General features: G+C 68.9%; 14 protein-coding genes. 1 reads left to right on the top strand and 13 read right to left on the bottom strand.

The window, feature by feature from the left end:
- Positions 1–74 precede the first annotated feature (74 nt).
- From BA062_RS21930 to BA062_RS21890, 7 genes are all read right to left on the bottom strand, one after another.
- Entirely contained in the window at positions 75–908 is an 834-nt protein-coding gene (locus tag BA062_RS21930; RefSeq protein ID WP_110339627.1) for a carbohydrate ABC transporter permease, read from the bottom strand.
- Positions 898–1,872 carry a carbohydrate ABC transporter permease gene (locus tag BA062_RS21925; RefSeq protein WP_245959933.1) on the bottom strand — a complete coding sequence of 325 codons (975 nt, stop codon included), beginning with the start codon at positions 1,870–1,872 and terminating at the stop codon, positions 898–900. The genes BA062_RS21930 and BA062_RS21925 overlap by 11 nt, the downstream gene beginning before the upstream one ends.
- The gene (locus tag BA062_RS21920) at positions 1,866–2,717 is read right to left on the bottom strand and encodes a metallophosphoesterase (protein ID WP_210406950.1); all 852 of its coding nucleotides are present in this window, start codon (positions 2,715–2,717) and stop codon (positions 1,866–1,868) included. Before BA062_RS21920 ends, BA062_RS21925 begins: the two co-directional genes overlap by 7 nt.
- 2 nt (positions 2,718–2,719) lie before the next feature.
- Positions 2,720–4,093 carry an ABC transporter substrate-binding protein gene (locus BA062_RS21915; protein WP_110339623.1) on the bottom strand — a complete coding sequence of 458 codons (1,374 nt, stop codon included), beginning with the start codon at positions 4,091–4,093 and terminating at the stop codon, positions 2,720–2,722.
- A 30-nt stretch (positions 4,094–4,123) separates the two neighbouring features.
- The gene (locus tag BA062_RS21910; protein ID WP_110339621.1) at positions 4,124–5,215 is read right to left on the bottom strand and encodes an ABC transporter ATP-binding protein; all 1,092 of its coding nucleotides are present in this window, start codon (positions 5,213–5,215) and stop codon (positions 4,124–4,126) included.
- 693 nt (positions 5,216–5,908) lie between these two features.
- On the bottom strand, positions 5,909–6,151 hold the full coding sequence (locus BA062_RS21895; protein ID WP_110339617.1) for a hypothetical protein: 243 nt from the start codon (positions 6,149–6,151) through the stop codon (positions 5,909–5,911).
- A 70-nt stretch (positions 6,152–6,221) separates the two neighbouring features.
- Positions 6,222–6,848, bottom strand: a complete 627-nt coding sequence (locus tag BA062_RS21890; RefSeq protein WP_245959932.1) for an HNH endonuclease family protein — start codon at positions 6,846–6,848, stop codon at positions 6,222–6,224.
- Between the two features lie 337 nt (positions 6,849–7,185).
- Here BA062_RS21890 and BA062_RS21885 point away from each other — a divergent pair, with 337 nt between their 5' ends.
- Positions 7,186–8,769, top strand: a complete 1,584-nt coding sequence (locus tag BA062_RS21885; protein ID WP_110339613.1) for an alkaline phosphatase D family protein — start codon at positions 7,186–7,188, stop codon at positions 8,767–8,769.
- A gap of 673 nt (positions 8,770–9,442) precedes the next feature.
- Here the strand turns inward: BA062_RS21885 and BA062_RS21880 are convergent.
- The 6 genes from BA062_RS21880 to BA062_RS21850 form a co-directional block, all read right to left on the bottom strand.
- Positions 9,443–11,029: a glycerophosphodiester phosphodiesterase family protein gene (locus BA062_RS21880; RefSeq protein ID WP_110339611.1), complete on the bottom strand. Its 1,587-nt coding sequence runs from the start codon at positions 11,027–11,029 to the stop codon at positions 9,443–9,445.
- Between the two features lie 681 nt (positions 11,030–11,710).
- A complete protein-coding gene (locus tag BA062_RS21870) occupies positions 11,711–13,231 on the bottom strand; it encodes a long-chain-fatty-acid--CoA ligase (protein WP_110339609.1) in 1,521 nt (506 codons plus the stop codon).
- 16 nt (positions 13,232–13,247) lie between these two features.
- Positions 13,248–14,669, bottom strand: coding sequence for an MmgE/PrpD family protein (locus BA062_RS21865; protein ID WP_245959931.1), 1,422 nt, complete (start codon positions 14,667–14,669; stop codon positions 13,248–13,250).
- Positions 14,666–15,433 carry an ABC transporter permease gene (locus tag BA062_RS21860; RefSeq protein WP_110339607.1) on the bottom strand — a complete coding sequence of 256 codons (768 nt, stop codon included), beginning with the start codon at positions 15,431–15,433 and terminating at the stop codon, positions 14,666–14,668. Before BA062_RS21860 ends, BA062_RS21865 begins: the two co-directional genes overlap by 4 nt.
- Positions 15,430–16,239 carry an ABC transporter permease gene (locus BA062_RS21855; protein WP_110339605.1) on the bottom strand — a complete coding sequence of 270 codons (810 nt, stop codon included), beginning with the start codon at positions 16,237–16,239 and terminating at the stop codon, positions 15,430–15,432. The genes BA062_RS21860 and BA062_RS21855 overlap by 4 nt, the downstream gene beginning before the upstream one ends.
- A complete protein-coding gene (locus BA062_RS21850) occupies positions 16,236–17,063 on the bottom strand; it encodes an ABC transporter ATP-binding protein (RefSeq protein WP_110339603.1) in 828 nt (275 codons plus the stop codon). Before BA062_RS21850 ends, BA062_RS21855 begins: the two co-directional genes overlap by 4 nt.
- Positions 17,064–17,069: the final 6 nt, after the last annotated feature.

The raw sequence follows: 17,069 nt of genomic DNA, 5'->3' as shown, positions 1-17,069 counted from the left end.
CGACCCGGCGCCACGGCAATCCTGACGACCATCAGGCCGGTCTAGGTTGTTTCTCGGCTGCCTGCCCGGCACGCCTACTTGAGCCCCGACCGCACGAAGGCGTTCACGATGTGCCGCTGCAGGACGAGGTAGAGGACGAACACCGGAAGGCACGCCAGACCGGCCGTGGCCATCAGCGGACCCCAGTCGTTGCCCTCGGTGCCCATGAAACTGCGCAGCCCGAGCTGCACCACGGCGTTGCTCCGCTGCAGCACCATCGCCGGCCAGAAGTACTCGTTCCATGCGCTGATCGCCAGCAGGATACCCAGCGCGGCGAGCGCGGGCCGCAGTGCCGGCACCACGACCGTCCACAACGTACTCCACGACGAACGGCCGTCCATCCGCGCTGCGTCGAGGAGCTCCTTCGGGAAGCTGTTCAGGTGCTCCCGCAGCAACAGCACACCCAGCGCTGAGCACAGGGTCGGCACGATCACCCCGGCGAGGGTTTCCAGCAGGCCCAGCCGCGACAGCAGCACGTAGTTGGGCAGCATCGTCGCCTGGAACGGCACCAGCCACGTGCCGACGAACATCAAGTACAGCAGCCGTTGCAGCGGGAACCGCCACGCCGCGAAGGCATAGGCGGCGAGCAACGCCACCAGCAACTGTCCGAGGGCGCTGAGCACCGCGATCACCCCGGTGTTGAACAGCATGCCCAGCACGTCGTTCTTCGCGAACGCCTCCGTGTAGCTCGCCGTGGACAACGGCCACGGCAGCACCGACAGCGAGTACACGTCCTGCGGTGCACGCAGCGACGTCGCGTAGAGCCAGTAGATCGGGAACACGCACGCCAGGCTCAGCACCCCGAGCACGACGTGCCCGCCGAGCCGCCTTCCCCGGGACGACTCCCCCACCACCTCGTCAGTCGTCATGGTGACTGAGCCTTTCCGCGAGCCGCGTCAGCAGTGCGGCCACCACAATGAAGCCGAGGAAGAACAGCACACCGGCCGCGGCGGCCAGGCCCGCATCGTGGCTGCGGAAGCCGTACTCCCAGAGCAGGTAGTAGAGGTTGGTGGTCGACCCGACCGGCCCGCCCTGGGTCAGGGTGTCGATCAGCGGGAACGTCCACTGCGCCGACAGCAGCACGGTCATCAGCACCAGGAACGCCAGTGTCGGCGAGAGCAGGGGCAAGGTGATCCAGCGTGTCACCTGGCTTCGCGAGGCTCCGTCGACCTGCGCCGCGGCGGCGTAGTCGGGATTGATCCCCGCCAGCCCCGCCGTCACCACGAGCACGGCGAACCCGACGACGTGCCAGCCGGTGATCACGATGATCGACAGCTGCGCGGTGCCCGCGGTGTTGAGCCAGTTCACGTCGGTGCCGAGCACCCGGTTGACCGCGCCGGCGGACGGGTCGAGCAGCCACTGCCAGACCGCGGCACCAGCCACCGGCGCGACGAGCATCGGCGCGAACACCAGGGCCCGGTACACGCCCTGCGCCCGGCCACGCACCCGCCGCGTGAGCAGCGCGACCGCCACCGGGATGCCGACCGTGAACGGCAGTATCCCGAGGATCACGACCACCGTGCGCCAGACCGAACGGCCGAGCTCCGGCGTGCTGAGCAACCGCTCGTAGTTGCCGAGCCCGACGTCGACCATCGGTGTGCTCGGCACGAGGTTCCACGAGTAGGTCGAGAGCACGAACGTCTGGGCCAGTGGCTGGTAGGTCCACACGACGAGCAGCACCACGGCTGGCAGGAGGTAGAGGTAGGGCGGCGCGATGCGCCGCACCCGCTGCCACAGCGCCGGGGAGGCGGGCACAGTGTCCGGCATGCCCGCCGCGCGCGCTTCCCGGCTCCGCACGGGCGGAGCGACCTCCACGAAGGCGCCGCTCACCATGCGCCGACGACCTCACGCACGAGCCGCACCCGCTCGGCGGCCGCGACGTCGTACACGCCCTCGGCCCGCGACAGCGGCACCGCGGTGGCGACGACCTGCTCGCCGAAGACGTCGATGCGGCTGAACGCCGCGTCCGCGCCCGCCCTCAGCCTGCCCTTCGGCGGCACCGCCGCGACGCCGTAGGCCAGCGCGGGCCCGACCCAGACCGGCACGCCGCCCAGCGCCCCGCAGCCCGCGTGGTGGGCGTGCCCGGTCACGACGAGCCGGACGTCGCTGCCCGCGACCACCCCGGCCAGCCGTTCCGCCCCACGCAACCGCAGCAGGTGCACGGTCGGCACCGGCGAGGGCAGCGGTGGGTGGTGACACACCAGCACGGTGCCTGACGGCGCGGGGTGGGCGAGCACGTCGGCCAGCCAGTCGAGCTGCTCACCGGACAGATGCCCGTCGTGCTGTCCCGGCTCACTGCTGTCCAGAGACACGACGCGCAGGCCGCCGACCATAGTCACCGTGTTGTAGTCCGCTGTGGATGGCTCCTCACCGAGTACTTCGGCACGGAAGGCACCGCGCTCGTCGTGGTTGCCCATCGTGTAGATCACCTCTGCACCGAGCCGCCGGGCGGCGGGCTCCACCGCCTCCCGCAGCCTGCGATAGGCGGAGGGAGCGCCATTGTCGGCGAGGTCGCCGGTGAGCAGCAGAGCCGCCACCGGCAGCTGCGACCGCTCGATCATCTCCAGCGCCGCGACGAGGTTCGCGGCCGTGTCGACCACGTCGTGCATCAGCGCTCCCTCGGGCAGCAGGTGGGTGTCGGTCAGCTGCACCAGGGTGAGGTCCGGCCCGGTGCCCACGCTCACTTCCCTCCGCCCGGGAGCAGCGCGGACGCCTCCTCCTGCGCGGACCGCAACGAGTCGGCGGGATTCGCGCCCTGGTACACGGCGTTCTCCACTGCCTGCATCATCCCGTCGCGGATCTGCAGGTAACTCGCGCCGGGCATCGACACCCACGGCTCCAGGTGCTCCAGCTGCTTCAGGTTCGGCTCGAGGTACGGGTTCTCGTCGGCCCATTTCTTGAGGCCTTCGGGGTCGTTCACGAGCCCGGTACGCAAGGGCAGATAGCCGATCTTGGTCGCGATCGTCGTGTAGGCGCGCTCGCTGGTCAGGAACTTGATCAGTTCCCACGCCGCCCGCTGCTTGGCCTGGTCCTGGGAGAACACGAACAGTGCGGCACCGGAGTTGGTCGGGATGGCCTGCTTGCCCTCGAAGCTCGGCATCGCCGCTGCGCCGAGCTCCCACTTGTCCCCGGCTCCCTTGAGGAACGTGCCCTGGATGGCGCTGGACTCCAGGATCATGCCGAGGTCGCCGCGGGCGAACGACTCGACAGCCTGCATCTGCGTGCGATTGGGCATCACGCCGGCCTTCACCATGTCCTGCATGGTGCGCACGGCCTGGACCGACGGTGGATCGGCGAACGTCAGCGTCGAGCGGTCCTCGGAGATCACCCGCCCGCCGGCCGAACGCACGAGAGCCTGGAAGCACCAGTCCTTGGCGGCCTTGGTCAGGCAGTCCACATAGGCGCCGTCCTCGCCCGTCTTCTCCTTGATGGCCTTGGCCGCGTCGCGGACCTCGGCCCAGGTCGTCGGCGGGTGCTCGGGGTCGAGACCGGCCTGGGTGAACAGCTGCTTGTTGTAGTAGAGCATCGGCGTGGAGAACACGAACGGCACGCCGTAGGTCTTGCCCTTCCAGTCTCCGAGCGTGCGCGCCGACTCTGCGTAGGGGTACTCGTCACCGTCGAAGTTGGCCTGCACGGCGTCCTTGCCGACCAGGTCGTCCAACGGCAGCGCTTTGAGCTGGTTGACGGTGAAGTCGAGATCGGAGAAGCCGAGCTGCACGACGTCTGGCGGGCTGCCCGCGGTGAGCTGGCTCTGCAGGCTGGAGATCGTGTCGGTCGCCGGGTTCGCGCTGTTGCCCTGCGGCTTCTGCGCCGTCACCGAGATGTTCGGATGCTCCTTCTCGAACGCGGCGATCAGCTCGTTGAACGTATCCGTCCACGCTCCGGCCTGACCGAAGTTGTAGCTCTCGAAGACGATCGACACCTTCTGGTCCGGCTGCAGCTCGGGAACGCGGCTCACCGACCCTTCCGCGCCGGTGCTCTCGCTGCCCAGTCCGCAGGCCGAGGTGGCCAGCAGGAGCGTCGCGGCGCAGGCCGCGAGCAGGGTCCTTTTCATGGGGAGGTTCCTCTTTCTGTGCGGGGACGATCAGACGGGCTGAGGGACCGACGCGGCCTGCCAGGCGAGCCTGCGGCCGCTGTCGTGGTCGAACAGGTGCAGGTGTTCCGGCCGGGCGGACAGGGTGACGGCCTCGCCGGGGACGACGCCGAGCGGGCGCGGACCGCGCACGGAGACACCGGTGTCGCAGTGGGCGACCTCCTCGCTGCCCAGGTTCTCGACCGCCGTGACGACGGCCCGGATTCCCTGGCCGCCGGCGGAGGTGAGGGTGAGATGCTCGGGCCGGACACCGAGCCGCACCGGCCGGTCCGGGATGTCCGCGTCGATGCCTAGTGACAAGCGAAGCCCTTCGGCCTCGGCGACCAACGTGCCGTCCACGGCGCGCACGGTCGTGTCGACGACGTTCATGGCGGGCGAGCCGAGGAACGTCGCGGCGAACACCGACGCGGGCGCGTCGTACACCTCGGACGGTGTCCCGAGCTGCTCGAGCCTGCCCTCGTTCAACAGTGCGATACGCGTGGCCATGGTCATGGCCTCGACCTGGTCGTGGGTGACGTACACCGTCGTGGCCCGCAGTCTCCGGTGCAGCCCCGCGATCTCGGCCCGTGTTCCCGCACGCAGCTTGGCATCCAAATTGGACAATGGTTCGTCCATGAGGAAGGCACCGGGGTCTCGCACGAGCGCCCTGCCGAGCGCGACCCGTTGCCGCTGGCCACCGGAGAGTTCCCTGGGCTTGCGGTCGAGCAGGTCCGTGAGCCCGAGGGTGGCGGCCACCTCGGCCACCTTCGCCTTGATCTCGGCGCGCGGACGTTTCCTGGTGCGCAACGGGAACCCGATGTTGCGGGCCACGGACAGATGTGGGTAGAGCGCGTAGCTCTGGAACACCATCGCCACGTCGCGCCGTTGCGGCGGCAGATGCGTGATCTCGGTGTCGTCGAGCCAGAGCCTGCCCTCACTGGGTGGAAGAAGACCGGCGATCATGCGGAGGAGCGTCGACTTGCCACAGCCGCTCGGTCCCAGCAGAACGAGAAACTCGCCGTCGGCGACATCGAGCCCTATGTCGTCAACGGCCGTCACCGCGCCGAAGCGCCGCGTCAGCCCCTGAAGTTGAATCCGGCTCACAACCGCTACCGCACCTTTCCCTCGCGTCGGTGGCTTTCCACCGAACGGCGTTCAGCGCAACAGTGGTTCGTGTACGGACGGTGAACAGACCCCGCGGCGATCGGGAAACCCAATCGGCCCAATGCGATCGCCTCTGGCCACCTGCTCGGGCGGCACCGGTGGCGTTTCCCGAACCCAGGCTGAGTCACGGCCAACGGACCCGTACCAGCACTACGCCCGGCTGCGCGCGAGCGTGCCAGTCTTCGAGCAGCCACCCGGGTTCTTGTTGCTCACCCGCTACGACGACGTGTCGGCGCTGCAGGAAGCCGAAGGGCATTCACTGCTGCCCCGGTGCGGCGCTTGCCCGAAACGCTGAGCTACCTGCCGAACATCTCCATCCGACGGATGCGGGCGCTGCCCGTCCGACACCACACGGCTGGCGCACAAGAAGACGGGGATCGCCGGGCACACGCCCGAAGCAGGCGACGGGGTGGTGCTGCTGTTCGGATCGGCCAACCGTGTCCCGGAAGCCCTCCCCCGACCCCGATCGCTGTGACATCACCCGGTATGCCGGCACCCAACCCGCGGCGCGTCACCTCACGTTCAGTCGCAGCTGCTGTCGACGGGCCGTCGCTCGCCGACCGTCCCCGCACCCATCGCTACTTGGTCAAGGTCCGGCAAGGATCGACACAATCCTCACGGGCTCTGATCAGGTCAAGGGCGGGCGAGCACGGTGGCCAGGATGCGGTGCACGACTTCATGATCGCGCGGATCGTGCAGGCGGTAACCCTCGCCGGGCAAGGTATACCACTCGTCGGCGCCGCTGTAGGTGATCGCCAATGTGAGGGCGCCATCGTCATCGCATTGGGTGCGCAGCTCGAGTTCGCCGCTGATCACGCCGACCTCGGCGGTCATCACCCCGTGGCTGGCCGTGAAGACCGAGGACTGTTGCGTCATGCCAGAACTCCCTGTGCCGCAAAACCGCGGCGTCATACGCGCGAGCCCACGACGCCGCGGCGGGGCGGACTCAGTAGGTGCAGCTGTTGAGCATGCTCTGCAACGCGGACTTCTCCGACGACTGCAGCTGCAGGTCCCAACGGTACTTGGTGTGAATCCACCACTTCGCATACGCGCAGCGGGCACCGGAACGGGGTGGCTGCCACGTGGACGGGTCCTGGTCACCCTTGGCCTGGTTCACGTTGTCGGTCACCGCGATCAGCTGCGGGCCATCGAGGTCGTTGGCGAACGACTGGCGCTTGGACGTCGTCCAGTGACTCGCCCCGGAACGCCACGCCTCGGCCAGCGGCACGATGTGGTCGATGTCCAGGTCGGACGCCTGGTACCAGACGGCCCCGTCGTAATAGCTGTACCAGCGACCGGAGGTGGGGTAGCAGTCGGAGCCGACCGTGACCGAGTCGGCATCGCGTTTGAGCACGGTTTCGCGAGTGTTGCAGGCGCCGGAGATCGTGATCCAGTGCGGGAACTTGTCGCGAGAGTAACCCGTCATCGACTCCTGCGAACGGACCGACAGCGCGTTCAGCTCCGACTGCGCGGTCGCCTTGGACGGCGTCCCCGGCGGTAGCGCCCAAGCGGACGGGGTTGTAACGATGGTTCCTGCGATGAACAGCAACGCAGCGACCGCGACGGTGAGCAAGCAACTCAGAGCGTTTCTCGGCGAGACAACCACTTTGTGAACCCTTCAGGCAGAAAGATACGACCCTCCCACGATGTTCGGGCTCGGTGACATGACCGTGCTGCGCCCATGACGCGGTGCTAGCCGATTCGCGAACAGTATCGGTGTCTTTCGGCACCGGCGGTGACCGAATCCGGGCGAAGTCAACACATTTGACCTCGTCGATCTCTGTGGACTCAGCGCCGAGGGTCGAACTGACGCATTGAGTTCGCGGGGCAGGCTACCGGCGTTCACCTGATCGAGGGTCTGATCGGTCAAAGTTGACGCGGCCCGCGTCCGGTTCGCTGGAGGTCCTGTCGTGTCCGCTTCCTCGTCTTCGTCGTTCTCTCGCCGTGCCCTGCTGGGTGGAGTCACCGGTGCCGCGGCGCTGGGCGTCGCCACACTGGGTGGCTCCGGGCTCGCTGCGGCTCGAGTGAACTCGTCGCCGAAGGTGATCGACCCGTTCACGCTGGGGGTGGCTTCCGGCGATCCGCTGCCCGACGGCGTGGTGCTGTGGACCCGGCTGGCTCCCGACCCGCTCAACGGCGGCGGTATGCCGGCGCGGCCGGTGCCCGTGCAGTGGCAGGTCGCCACCGATGAGCGGTTCGCCACGATCGTGCGGGAAGGCACGGTGCTCGCGCACCCGGAGAGCGCGCACTCCGTGCACGTCGAGGTCAGTGGCCTGCAGCCGCGGCGCGAGTACTTCTACCGGTTCCGCGCCGAATCGGAACTGAGCCCGGTGGGGCGGACGAAGACGGCGCCGGCGTTCGGCGCGCCGGTCGATGCGGTGACCTTTAGTTTCCTGTCCTGCCAGAACTTTCCGGCCGGCTACTACACCGCATACCGCAACATGGTCGACGAGGACCTCGACCTGGTGATCCACCTCGGCGACTACATCTACGAGGGCCCGTCGCAGGGCACGCTCGGCCGGGCACACCTGCCTGATGTCGAAGTGCGGAGCCTGGCCGACTACCGCATCCGCCACGCGCAGTACAAGACCGACGCCGATCTGCAGGCCGCCCACGCCGCGTTCCCCTGGCTGGTCACGTGGGACGACCATGAAGTCGAGAACAACTACGCCGACGAGGAGTCCGATCCGGACAGTCCCGCCGCGGAGTTCCTCACTCGCCGCGCGGTCGCCTACCAGGCCTACTACGAGCACATGCCGCTGCGGCGCGGCTCGATGCCCACCGGGCCGGACATGACCTTGTACCGGCGCATCTCCTACGGCGAGCTGGTCGACTTCAACGTGCTCGACACCCGCCAGTACCGCTCCGACCAGCCGCGCGCGTGCGCCCCGGAAACCCGGGACTCCAGCGGGTACTGCGCCGAGGCCCTCGACGAGGGCCGCACCATGTTGGGTGCCCACCAGCGGCAGTGGCTGCTCGACGGGCTGGCAAACTCGCCGGCCCGGTGGAAGGTGCTGGCCCAGCAGGTGCCGTTCGCACCCATGGACCAGGACGCCGACCTCGCCGAGCGCTCGTTCGGCGGCGACAAATGGGACGGCTACGTGGCGGACCGGCAGCGGATCCTCGACCTCATCACCCAGCGCCAGGTCGACAACCCCGTGGTGATCACCGGCGACGTGCATGTCAACCGGGTCTGCAACGTCCCCCCGAACTTCACCGACTTCGACGCCGCACCAGTGGCCACCGAGTTCATCGGCACCTCGGTCACCTCCGGCGGAGACCGCACCCTCAATACCCGCTACGACATCGACCCGAACAACCCGCACCTGCTGTTCCGCGACAACCACCACGGCTACGTCCGCTGCACCCTCAACGACGACCAGTGGGTGGCCGACTACCGCGTCGTCGACACCGTCGAAGCGCCGACATCCCCGATCCACACTCTCGCGTCGTTCGCCGTCGACAGCGGCAAGGCGGGCGCCCACCGCGTCTGACTGGGCGACGGCGGTCAAACTCGGGTTACCTCGCTGGATCTCGGTCATCCAGCGAGGCGCTGACACCAGCCTCCAGTGCACCTGGCCATCGTCGAGCACTCACCGGCCGTGGCCAGGCGATTGCGATCAACGGGGCGACGTCCGACCGTCGACCCCCAGATTCCCGACGACCTCGAGCCCGCCGTGAAGCCCCTGCGAGGCTGACCTGCGGGCGCAAACGCGATTGAGCTCCGGGTCGTTGCCGATCGCGGATCATGCTCACGGGCTCGGTTCCTCGCCGAAGGCTCATTCGCCGGAGTTCCTGCGACGTGCCCTCGATCTGCTCGAAATGAGACGCTCGGTGCTGAATATCGCCGCATCGCCTCTCAGCGCCGGGCAGGTGGGCTCAGTCGAGGCGAGGGCGTTGCCAGGGCGCGCGCGACAGCGACGAACAACCGCCCGCCCGCCTCGTGCGTCGGTCGTGGGGTCGTCAGCTGCGGCACGGCGAGCTCCAGCGGTTTCATCGCGTCGGTCATCGTCTGCTGGTAACCGACCGAGACGTAGACGGTGCCGCATCACTTGCGACGGACTCGGGACTTCAGGCTGGTCGAACGACGCTCACCGAAACCGCGTGAACGTGGGGAGTGTGCGGCGCCGGCCGGTTCGTCCGAGCCCGGCGCCGCACAACGGGGCGTCAGGCGCGCGGGCTCCAGGAGCCCGGGGTCGAGCGCGGCTCCGTGAAGGTCGCGGGCACGGCGGTGCCGGCTCCGTTGTTCCACAGTGTCGCCAGCTCGTCGGTGCTGAGCACGCGGTTCCAGATGGCGACGTCGTCGATGGCGCCGGCGAAGTAGCGGCCGTCGGCGCCGCGGTAGGTGCCGACGCGCAGTCCCGTGGTGTCGGCCAGCTGGCCGCTGCCGGTCTCCTTGGGGTCGGCGAACGTGGTCACTTCGGTGCCGTCGAGGTAGAGCCGGGAGGAGCCGGTGGCGGCGTCGTAGGTGACGGCCACGTGGTGCCAGCGGCCCCCGGCCGGGGTGACGGTGGACTCGGCGATCACCGAGGTGCCGCCGGTCTGCACGGAGTACTTCAGGTGGCCGCTGACGTCGGCGAGCTCGATCGAGATGGCCCAGGAGCCCGCGGTCTCCAGGACGAACTGCCGCCCCCGGCCGACCTGCCCTGGCTTGAACCAGGCCGACGCGGTGTAGGCGGGAGCCTGGTCCGGCAGCACCTGGAAGGGAACCTCGACGTGGTCACCGTTGCCGTCCAACGCCACCGCGCCCTTGAGGTGCCCGTGGCCGGGAGCGGTCAGGTCGGCGTTGGCCCGGAGCCTGCCGTTGCGCAGCGGGTTCGGGGAGCCGTCGTCGTCAGCGACGCCGCCCGTGACGTCGTCGAACGACCAGTGTCCGAGCAGCCCCCGGCCGAGGCCCTCGCGCCGGTCGTGACCGAACAACAGCAGCGCCTGGTCGACGCTGTCGGTGTAGAGGCGGTCGATGCCCCAGCCGATGAAGCGCTGCATGACCTCGGTGTCGTTGACCGTCCACGCTCCCGATTCGAAGCCGGCGTCCTCGATCGTGGCGATCACCGACGGGCTGATGCGGGCCTGGTTGACCACGAGTGACTCGAAGCCGCGATCGCGGGCGGTGGCCAGCTCCGCGTTCAGGTCTCCGCTCGGCGGCAGGTCCCAGAAGACGTGGATGCTGGGATCGAGTTCCTTGACCAGGCTCATCTTGGCCAGGTTCCCGTCGTTGAAGCCCACCCACCGCTGCATACCGAGCTCCTGCACCAGCGCCACGGCGGCGGCGGTGGAGCCGTCCTTGGGCTGGATCGAGAGCCGAGTGCGGTCCTGCGTCTTGATCAGCTCCAGCACCTCGGACAGCAGCGGCATCCTGGCGGGTGGCACCTCTTCCTCGGTCAGGCCGTTCGCCGCACGAAACCCGTGGGCGACGTCGAGCCGGCTCAGCTCGGCGTAGGTGCTCTCGGAGATGCGCAGGTCGCGATCGGCGAACCGGCCCGTGGTGGCGTCGTGCGACACGACGATCCGGCCATCGGCCGAGGTGAAGATGTCCAGCTCGATCCAGTCCACCCCCAGCCGCAACGACTCGGTGAACGCACGCATGGTGTTCTCCGGGTAGGCGCTGGAGTAGCCGCGGTGCGCCGTGACGCCGTTGTCGAGGAATCCGGTGGGCTCGCCCGGGTCCGGCTGCGCGGCGGCCGGTACCGCGGCCAGCCCGGCCAGCAGCGCGGCGCAGATGAGCACACCACAGTTGCGGTGAACGTTCCTCATGGGATCAGGTCTCTCCGATCGTGACTCGGCGTCGCGGGCCGCCAACCGGGCCGCGACGCGACGGCGGCACCGGCACGCGGCGCGCTCGTCGCCGGAATCCTGCTGAGGAATCGTGAACGGTGCGTGCCGCACGGCCGACGCGGTCGTGAACGCGGCCACAAGAAACCCCGGCTGCGTGCGGCCCGCGGTGCTGTTCGCACAACCCCGCCGGAAGGTGCACGACGGTTCGTTCAGGGTTCACCTCGTGTGCCCGGCTCGTTCCCCCGATGCCCAAATCTCCTGCTCGCCGCCCGCAGACGGGCCCCGAGTGCCCGATGCCCGCGTGGGCGTGCACGGCATCGAAAGGGCCTGATCATGAACAGACGGCAGGACGATCGGCGAGCTGCGCGGCAGCGGCAGCGCGAAGGTCTCGCGATGATCATCATCAGCCACGATCTCGGCGTGGTCGGCAGGACGGCACGGTCGATGGTCGTCTCGGTGCGGGCGATCTTGTTCCTGGCCGCCTGCGAACCCGGGCGCTCACACTGGGCGGCCAGATCATGTCTGGCGCGGCTTTCGTCAACGCCATCGGCCGTCGCGGACGATGCGACCGTGTTGACAGGGCTGGTGGTCAGGGGAACGGCCTCTCCTTCGAGCCCGAGTCCGAGTCCGGCCAGGATGGTGTCGGATTCCGGCCGGCCGTCAGATCTCCCGCTTGAGGATCTTGCCGGTGGCCGTCATCGGCAGGGTGTCGCGGAACTCGACGATGCGCGGGTACTTGTACGCGGCGAGGCGCTCCTTGGTCCACGAGACGATGTCGTGCTCGGTGACGTCGTCGTGGCCGGGGTTCCTGACGACGACGGCCTTGATCTCCTCGCCGTGGGAGTCGTGCGGGACACCGACGACCGCGACCAGCGAGACGGCCGGGTGTGTCAGCAGCAGCTCCTCGATCTCGCGCGGGTACACGTTGAAACCGCCTCGGATGATCATGTCCTTGGCACGGTCGACGATGTAGTAGAACCCGTCAGCGTCCTTTGTGGCCAGGTCGCCGGAGCGGAACCAGCCGTTTCTGAGCGCTTCGCCGGTCGCTTCGGGCCTGCCGTAGTAGCCCTTCATGACGTTGTGGCCTTTGATCGCGATCTCGCCGATCGCCTCGGGACCGTCGGGCACGTCGGACCAGTCGTCGTTGATCAGCTTCATCTCGACGCCCGGGATCGGCAGGCCGATCGATCCGACGCGCGGTTCCCGCCCGTAGACGGCGAACGACGCCACCGGCGAGGTCTCGGACAGGCCGTAGCCCTCGAGGATCGTCACGCCGAACCTGGCCTTGAACTCCTTGTGCACCTCGCCGGGCAGCGCCGAACCGCCGGCCACCGCCACCCGCAGGTTGGCCGCAAGGGCCGGCCCGTCCGCGCCATCGCCGAGGGCACCGAGCAGACCCCAGTACATGGTCGGCACCCCGGCGAAGAAGGTCACCGTCTCCGTGAGCATCAGAGTCAGCGCCGCGCGCGCGTCGAACCGCGGCAGCATGACCATGGTGCCGCCGAACGCGACCGCGCCGTTCTGGATGACCGTCTGCCCGAACGAGTGGAACAGCGGCAGCACGCACAGGTACGTGTCGGGGTTCTCCGCGTCGGCGGCGAAGAGATCCTCGCCGGCCAGCGCGTTGTCGCGCATGTTGCGATGCCGCAGCTCCGCTCCCTTCGGCCGGCCGGTGGTGCCCGAGGTGTAGAGGATCACCGCGGTCTCGTCGTCGTCGACGTCGACCGTGTCGAAGTCGGCAGGCTGGTCCGCCCAGGGCGGTGGGGCCGCCGCGGCGGGGACGATGAACAGTGAGCGGCAGTCTTCGGTTTCCTCGAATGCCTGTGCCGCCGACTCGCCGATCGGGAGGTCCGTCGTGCCCTCGAACGCGAAGTACGCGACCGCGTCGGAATCGTCGAGGTGACACGCGATCTCGCGCGGCTTCAGCAGCACGTTCAGCGGCACGACCGTGGCACCGGCCTTGAGGATGCCGAAGTAGATGATCGTGAAGTGCGGCAGGTTGGGGCAGGACAGCGCGACCTTGTCGCCCGGACGCACCCCGTGGGCGGCGAGCAGGTTCGCGACCTGGTTCGACGCCGCGTCGAGCTGGGCATAGGAGAGCCGGCTGTCGCCGAACACGATCGCCGTGCGTCCGGGGTGCTTCGCGGCGGTCGAATCCAGCAGGGCGGCGAGGTTCCTCATGGGAGTCCTCTCGGGGTCAGAGCGTCACGGGCAGCGCGGGGACGCTCGACGCGAGCTCGCCGACCAGAACGGAAGCGTCCGGCAGGGAGTCGAGGTCGAGCACCAGGCGTTCGATGCGCTGCCACCGTTCGGAGATGTCGATCGACTCGGCGAGACGGCGTGCCTTCGCCACCACATCGCGGTTGGGCAGCGGTCGCGTGGGCCCGCCCAGAGGGCCGTCGACCTCGATCTCCACGGTGTCCCCGCTGTGCGACGTCAGCCGCATGCGGGTCCGGAAGCGGTCGTCGGGGCCGTCGAAGTCCGCGCGGTGGTGGACCTCGATCCGGCGGAGCAACGACCAGACGTCGTCGGCGGAGATCCGGTCGCGGGTGAACTGCTCGGCGAGGACCTGGCCGTCCAGCAGCGCCACCGAGACGGCGTAGCCGATGTTCATCTGCGCGCCGATGGTCTCCAGCGGAGGCTCGGGCTTCCACCAGCCGTGGTGGTAGGCCGCGTGGGACACCTCCACCGAGATGGCCCCGATGTCGTCAGCCGAGATGCCGCGCGCGCGGGCCTCCAGTGCGCAGTCGATGGGGGCATGGGTGGCGGCCATCGCGGCGTAGGCCTTCACACCGGTGTCCATCAGCACCCAGTCCTGGCCCAGCCCGTCGGTGATCAGGTCCGCACGGGGGCTGTGTCCCTCGCCGAATGTGGCCAGGAACCCGCCGTACTCGCGCTCGTACACCCTTTTGATCCCGGTGTAGCCGGCCTCCGCGAGTGCCGCCGCGTAGAGGCCGTTGCGGGAGGAGAAGCCGTGGTGCATCCGCTTGGACATGGCTTCGTACTGGGCGGCCATCAACCCCGCGGACTGGGTTGCGGCCAGCCCGAGGGCGTCCTCGACACGCGCCGGGTCGAGGCGTCGTAACCACGCCGAGGTCGCGGCGCTCGCGTGGGTGCCGAAGACCGCGCCGGAGTGCCAGCCGCGCGAGAGCATCTCGGCGCCGTGCAGCGCCAGGCCCACCCGTGGGCCGACCTCGTAACCGGCGATCAACGCCGTGAGCAGTTGCCGCCCCGAGACCTTCCCGTCGAGGGTCGTGAGTGTGCTGATGGCGCTCGGGACGACCAGCGAGTTGCTGTGCAGCGGTGCGCGCACGTGGTAGTCGTCCAGTTCGAAGCCCTGGATGAAGGTGCCGTTCAGCAGGCACGCCGCGGGCGCGGAGGTGGTGAGACCCCAGCCCATTATGGGGACATCGCCCCTGCCCTCGAGGGCCAGCACGGCCTCGACGGCCCGCTCGGACCAGGGGAGCCGGGCGCCGACCAGCGCGCACACGAGCCCGTCGAGCAGGAGGTGCCGCGCTCGCTCGCGCACGGCCTCCGGGATGTCGTCGTACCGCAGCTCCGCGATCCAGGTCGCCAGCCGGCCGGTCACGCCCTGGGGATCGGTCGGTTCGATGGTCACGCGGTCACCTCGTAACGGTTGCGGATGCGGAGCTCCAGCTGCTGCAGAGCCAGCGTCGGGACGAGCGCGAGGACACCGATCAGGATGACCTGGCCGATGATGTTCTCGACTCGCGCCAGCGACAGGTTGCGCAGCAGCTCGTAGCCCAGTCCGGAGGACCCGGAGAACATCTCGGCGAGCAGCAGGCCGATCAAGGTGAGACCGAAGCACAGGCGCATACCCGAGGCGAGGGACGGCAGCACGCTCGGCACCACGATCCGCCGCAGCAGGGACCATCGCGACATCCCGAGGCTGGCCGACATCTTCAGATGCAGCCGGCTCACCCCCGCGGTCGCCTCCACCATGATCAGGAACATCGGGAGCACTCCCGAAACGAACGCGAAGGAACCCCTGCTGAGGTCTCCGATGCCCAGGAAGAGCAGGAAGATGGGATACAGGACGATTTTGGGAACGCTGTTGAGCGCGTACACCACCGGAAGAGCGGCTCTCGACCAGAACGCGCTGAGCCCGAGCAGCATGCCGGTGATCGCACCCACGCCGATCGCCGCGGCGTACGAAAGGAGCAGCACGCGGGCGGTGTCGGCGACACTGCCCATGAACCGGGTGTCGCCGATGTCCGCTCGCAGGCTCTCCAGTGCCTGGCCTGGTCCGGGGTAGACGGCGCTGTCTGCCAGCGCGGCCGTCACGGTCCACACGGCCACGATCGCGGCGGCCAGCACCAGCGGCGGGATCCACGCGGGACCGCCCGCGCGACGCGCGCTCATCGCCGCCTCCAGTCGAACGCGTTCAGCGCGGCACCGAGAGCGAGGTTCGCGAGCAGCGCGAAGACGCTGACGAAGACGATGCCGGCGTACATGTCGACCGTGTTGAAGTTGTTGTAGGCCCGATTGACCACCTGACCGAGCCCGGTGGTGGCGAGGATGAACTCCGTCGCGAGGACGGCGATGATCGCGTAGGCCAGGCCCAGCTTCAGTCCCGCGAGAATGTCCGGCAACGCCGAGGGCAGCAGGATCTTGCGCAGCTGCTGTGACCGCGACATCTCGAGCGACAGCGCGAGCTTGGTGACGATCGGCGGTGCCGACTCGAACCCGACCAGCGCGTTGGAGATGACGATCACGACGCTGAACAACGTGGCCAGCAGGATGATCGGGACGACGCCGGTCCCGAACATGACGACCATCACCGGGTACAGCGCGAAGATCGGGAGGGCGTAGAACACGTTGACGTACGGCTTGACGGCACGGTGTACCCAGCGGGATCGGGCCATGACGTACGCGACGGCCACCCCGGCGACCGCCGAGGCGGTGAAGCTCGCGCAGATGAGCAGGACGCTGCGGAGCAGCGCGCCGACGACGAAGTCGCGATCACCGAGCAGTTCGACCGAGCGGGAGACCATCTCGCTGACCGGGATCAGATCAAGCCGCGACACGGCGCCCGAGCGCGCGTACAGCTCGATGGCGACGACGAGTCCGGCGACGAGAACGACCGTCCACGCCGGGGAAGGAAGTCCGGCGACCCGGCGCGGAGTCGGCCGCACGTAGGACGGGACGACGGACGAGCGTGCCTTCATGGTGTGCTCCTCGTCGCCACCATCGCCACCTCGGCCTCGGCGCGGATCTGCGCCCAGATCCGTTCCTGAGCTGCGGTGGCGGACGGTTCGGACAGTGCGGCGTGCATGCGCGGGCGGGGCAGGTCGATGGGGACCTCGTCGATGAACGTTCCGGGCCGGCGTCCCATCACGAGCACCCGGTCCGACAGCAGCACGGACTCCTGGATGCTGTGCGTGATGAACAGGACGCCGCAACCGATCCTCTCGACGACACGGAGGAGTTCCTCGGCCATCAGCATGCGGGTCTGCTCGTCGAGCGCGCCGAACGGCTCGTCGGCGAGGATGAGGTCCGGGTCGGTGGACATCGCGCGCGCCATGGCGACGCGCTGCCGCATGCCGCCCGACAGCTGTGCCGGGTAGTGGTTCTCGAAGCCACCGAGTCCGACGAGCTCGACGAGTTCCCTGGCGCGTTCCCGTCGCTCCTTGCGGCCGATGCCGCGCACCTCGAGCGCGAACGCGACGTTGTCGACGACCGTGCGCCACGGCAGTGTCGCGGACTCCTGGAAGACGATCGCGGTGCGCCGGCGTGGACCGGTCAACGGCGCGCCGTCCACCTCGACGGAGCCGCGCGCCGGGTCCTGCAGGGCGCCGATGATCTCGAGCAGGGTCGACTTGCCGCAGCCGCTCGGCCCGACGATCGACACGAACTCGCCGCGCCCGATCGTGAGGTCGACGGGTCCGAGTGCGTGGACGGGTCCGAAATGCTGCTCGACGCCTTCGAGCTGCACGATCGGTGTCGGGGCGGTGGGCGCGCTGTCGCGCTTTTCCTTCATCTGCGTGGTCATCGGCGA

This window comes from Prauserella flavalba (genome assembly GCF_003202235.1).
GTDB classification, from domain to species: domain Bacteria; phylum Actinomycetota; class Actinomycetes; order Mycobacteriales; family Pseudonocardiaceae; genus Prauserella_A; species Prauserella_A flavalba.
This window is presented reverse-complemented; position numbering and strand designations above follow the sequence as displayed.

What these genes read in the sequence shown, in the direction of transcription:
- BA062_RS21930 (WP_110339627.1), bottom strand. Translation starts at nt 908, where the DNA reads ATGACGACTGACGAGGTGGTGGGGGAGTCGTCCCGGGGAAGGCGGCTC.
- BA062_RS21925 (WP_245959933.1), bottom strand. Translation starts at nt 1,872, where the DNA reads ATGGTGAGCGGCGCCTTCGTGGAGGTCGCTCCGCCCGTGCGGAGCCGG.
- BA062_RS21915 (WP_110339623.1), bottom strand. Translation starts at nt 4,093, where the DNA reads ATGAAAAGGACCCTGCTCGCGGCCTGCGCCGCGACGCTCCTGCTGGCC.
- BA062_RS21895 (WP_110339617.1), bottom strand. Translation starts at nt 6,151, where the DNA reads ATGACGCAACAGTCCTCGGTCTTCACGGCCAGCCACGGGGTGATGACC.
- BA062_RS21880 (WP_110339611.1), bottom strand. Translation starts at nt 11,029, where the DNA reads ATGAGGAACGTTCACCGCAACTGTGGTGTGCTCATCTGCGCCGCGCTG.
- BA062_RS21870 (WP_110339609.1), bottom strand. Translation starts at nt 13,231, where the DNA reads ATGAGGAACCTCGCCGCCCTGCTGGATTCGACCGCCGCGAAGCACCCC.
- BA062_RS21860 (WP_110339607.1), bottom strand. Translation starts at nt 15,433, where the DNA reads ATGAGCGCGCGTCGCGCGGGCGGTCCCGCGTGGATCCCGCCGCTGGTG.
- BA062_RS21855 (WP_110339605.1), bottom strand. Translation starts at nt 16,239, where the DNA reads ATGAAGGCACGCTCGTCCGTCGTCCCGTCCTACGTGCGGCCGACTCCG.
- BA062_RS21850 (WP_110339603.1), bottom strand. Translation starts at nt 17,063, where the DNA reads ATGACCACGCAGATGAAGGAAAAGCGCGACAGCGCGCCCACCGCCCCG.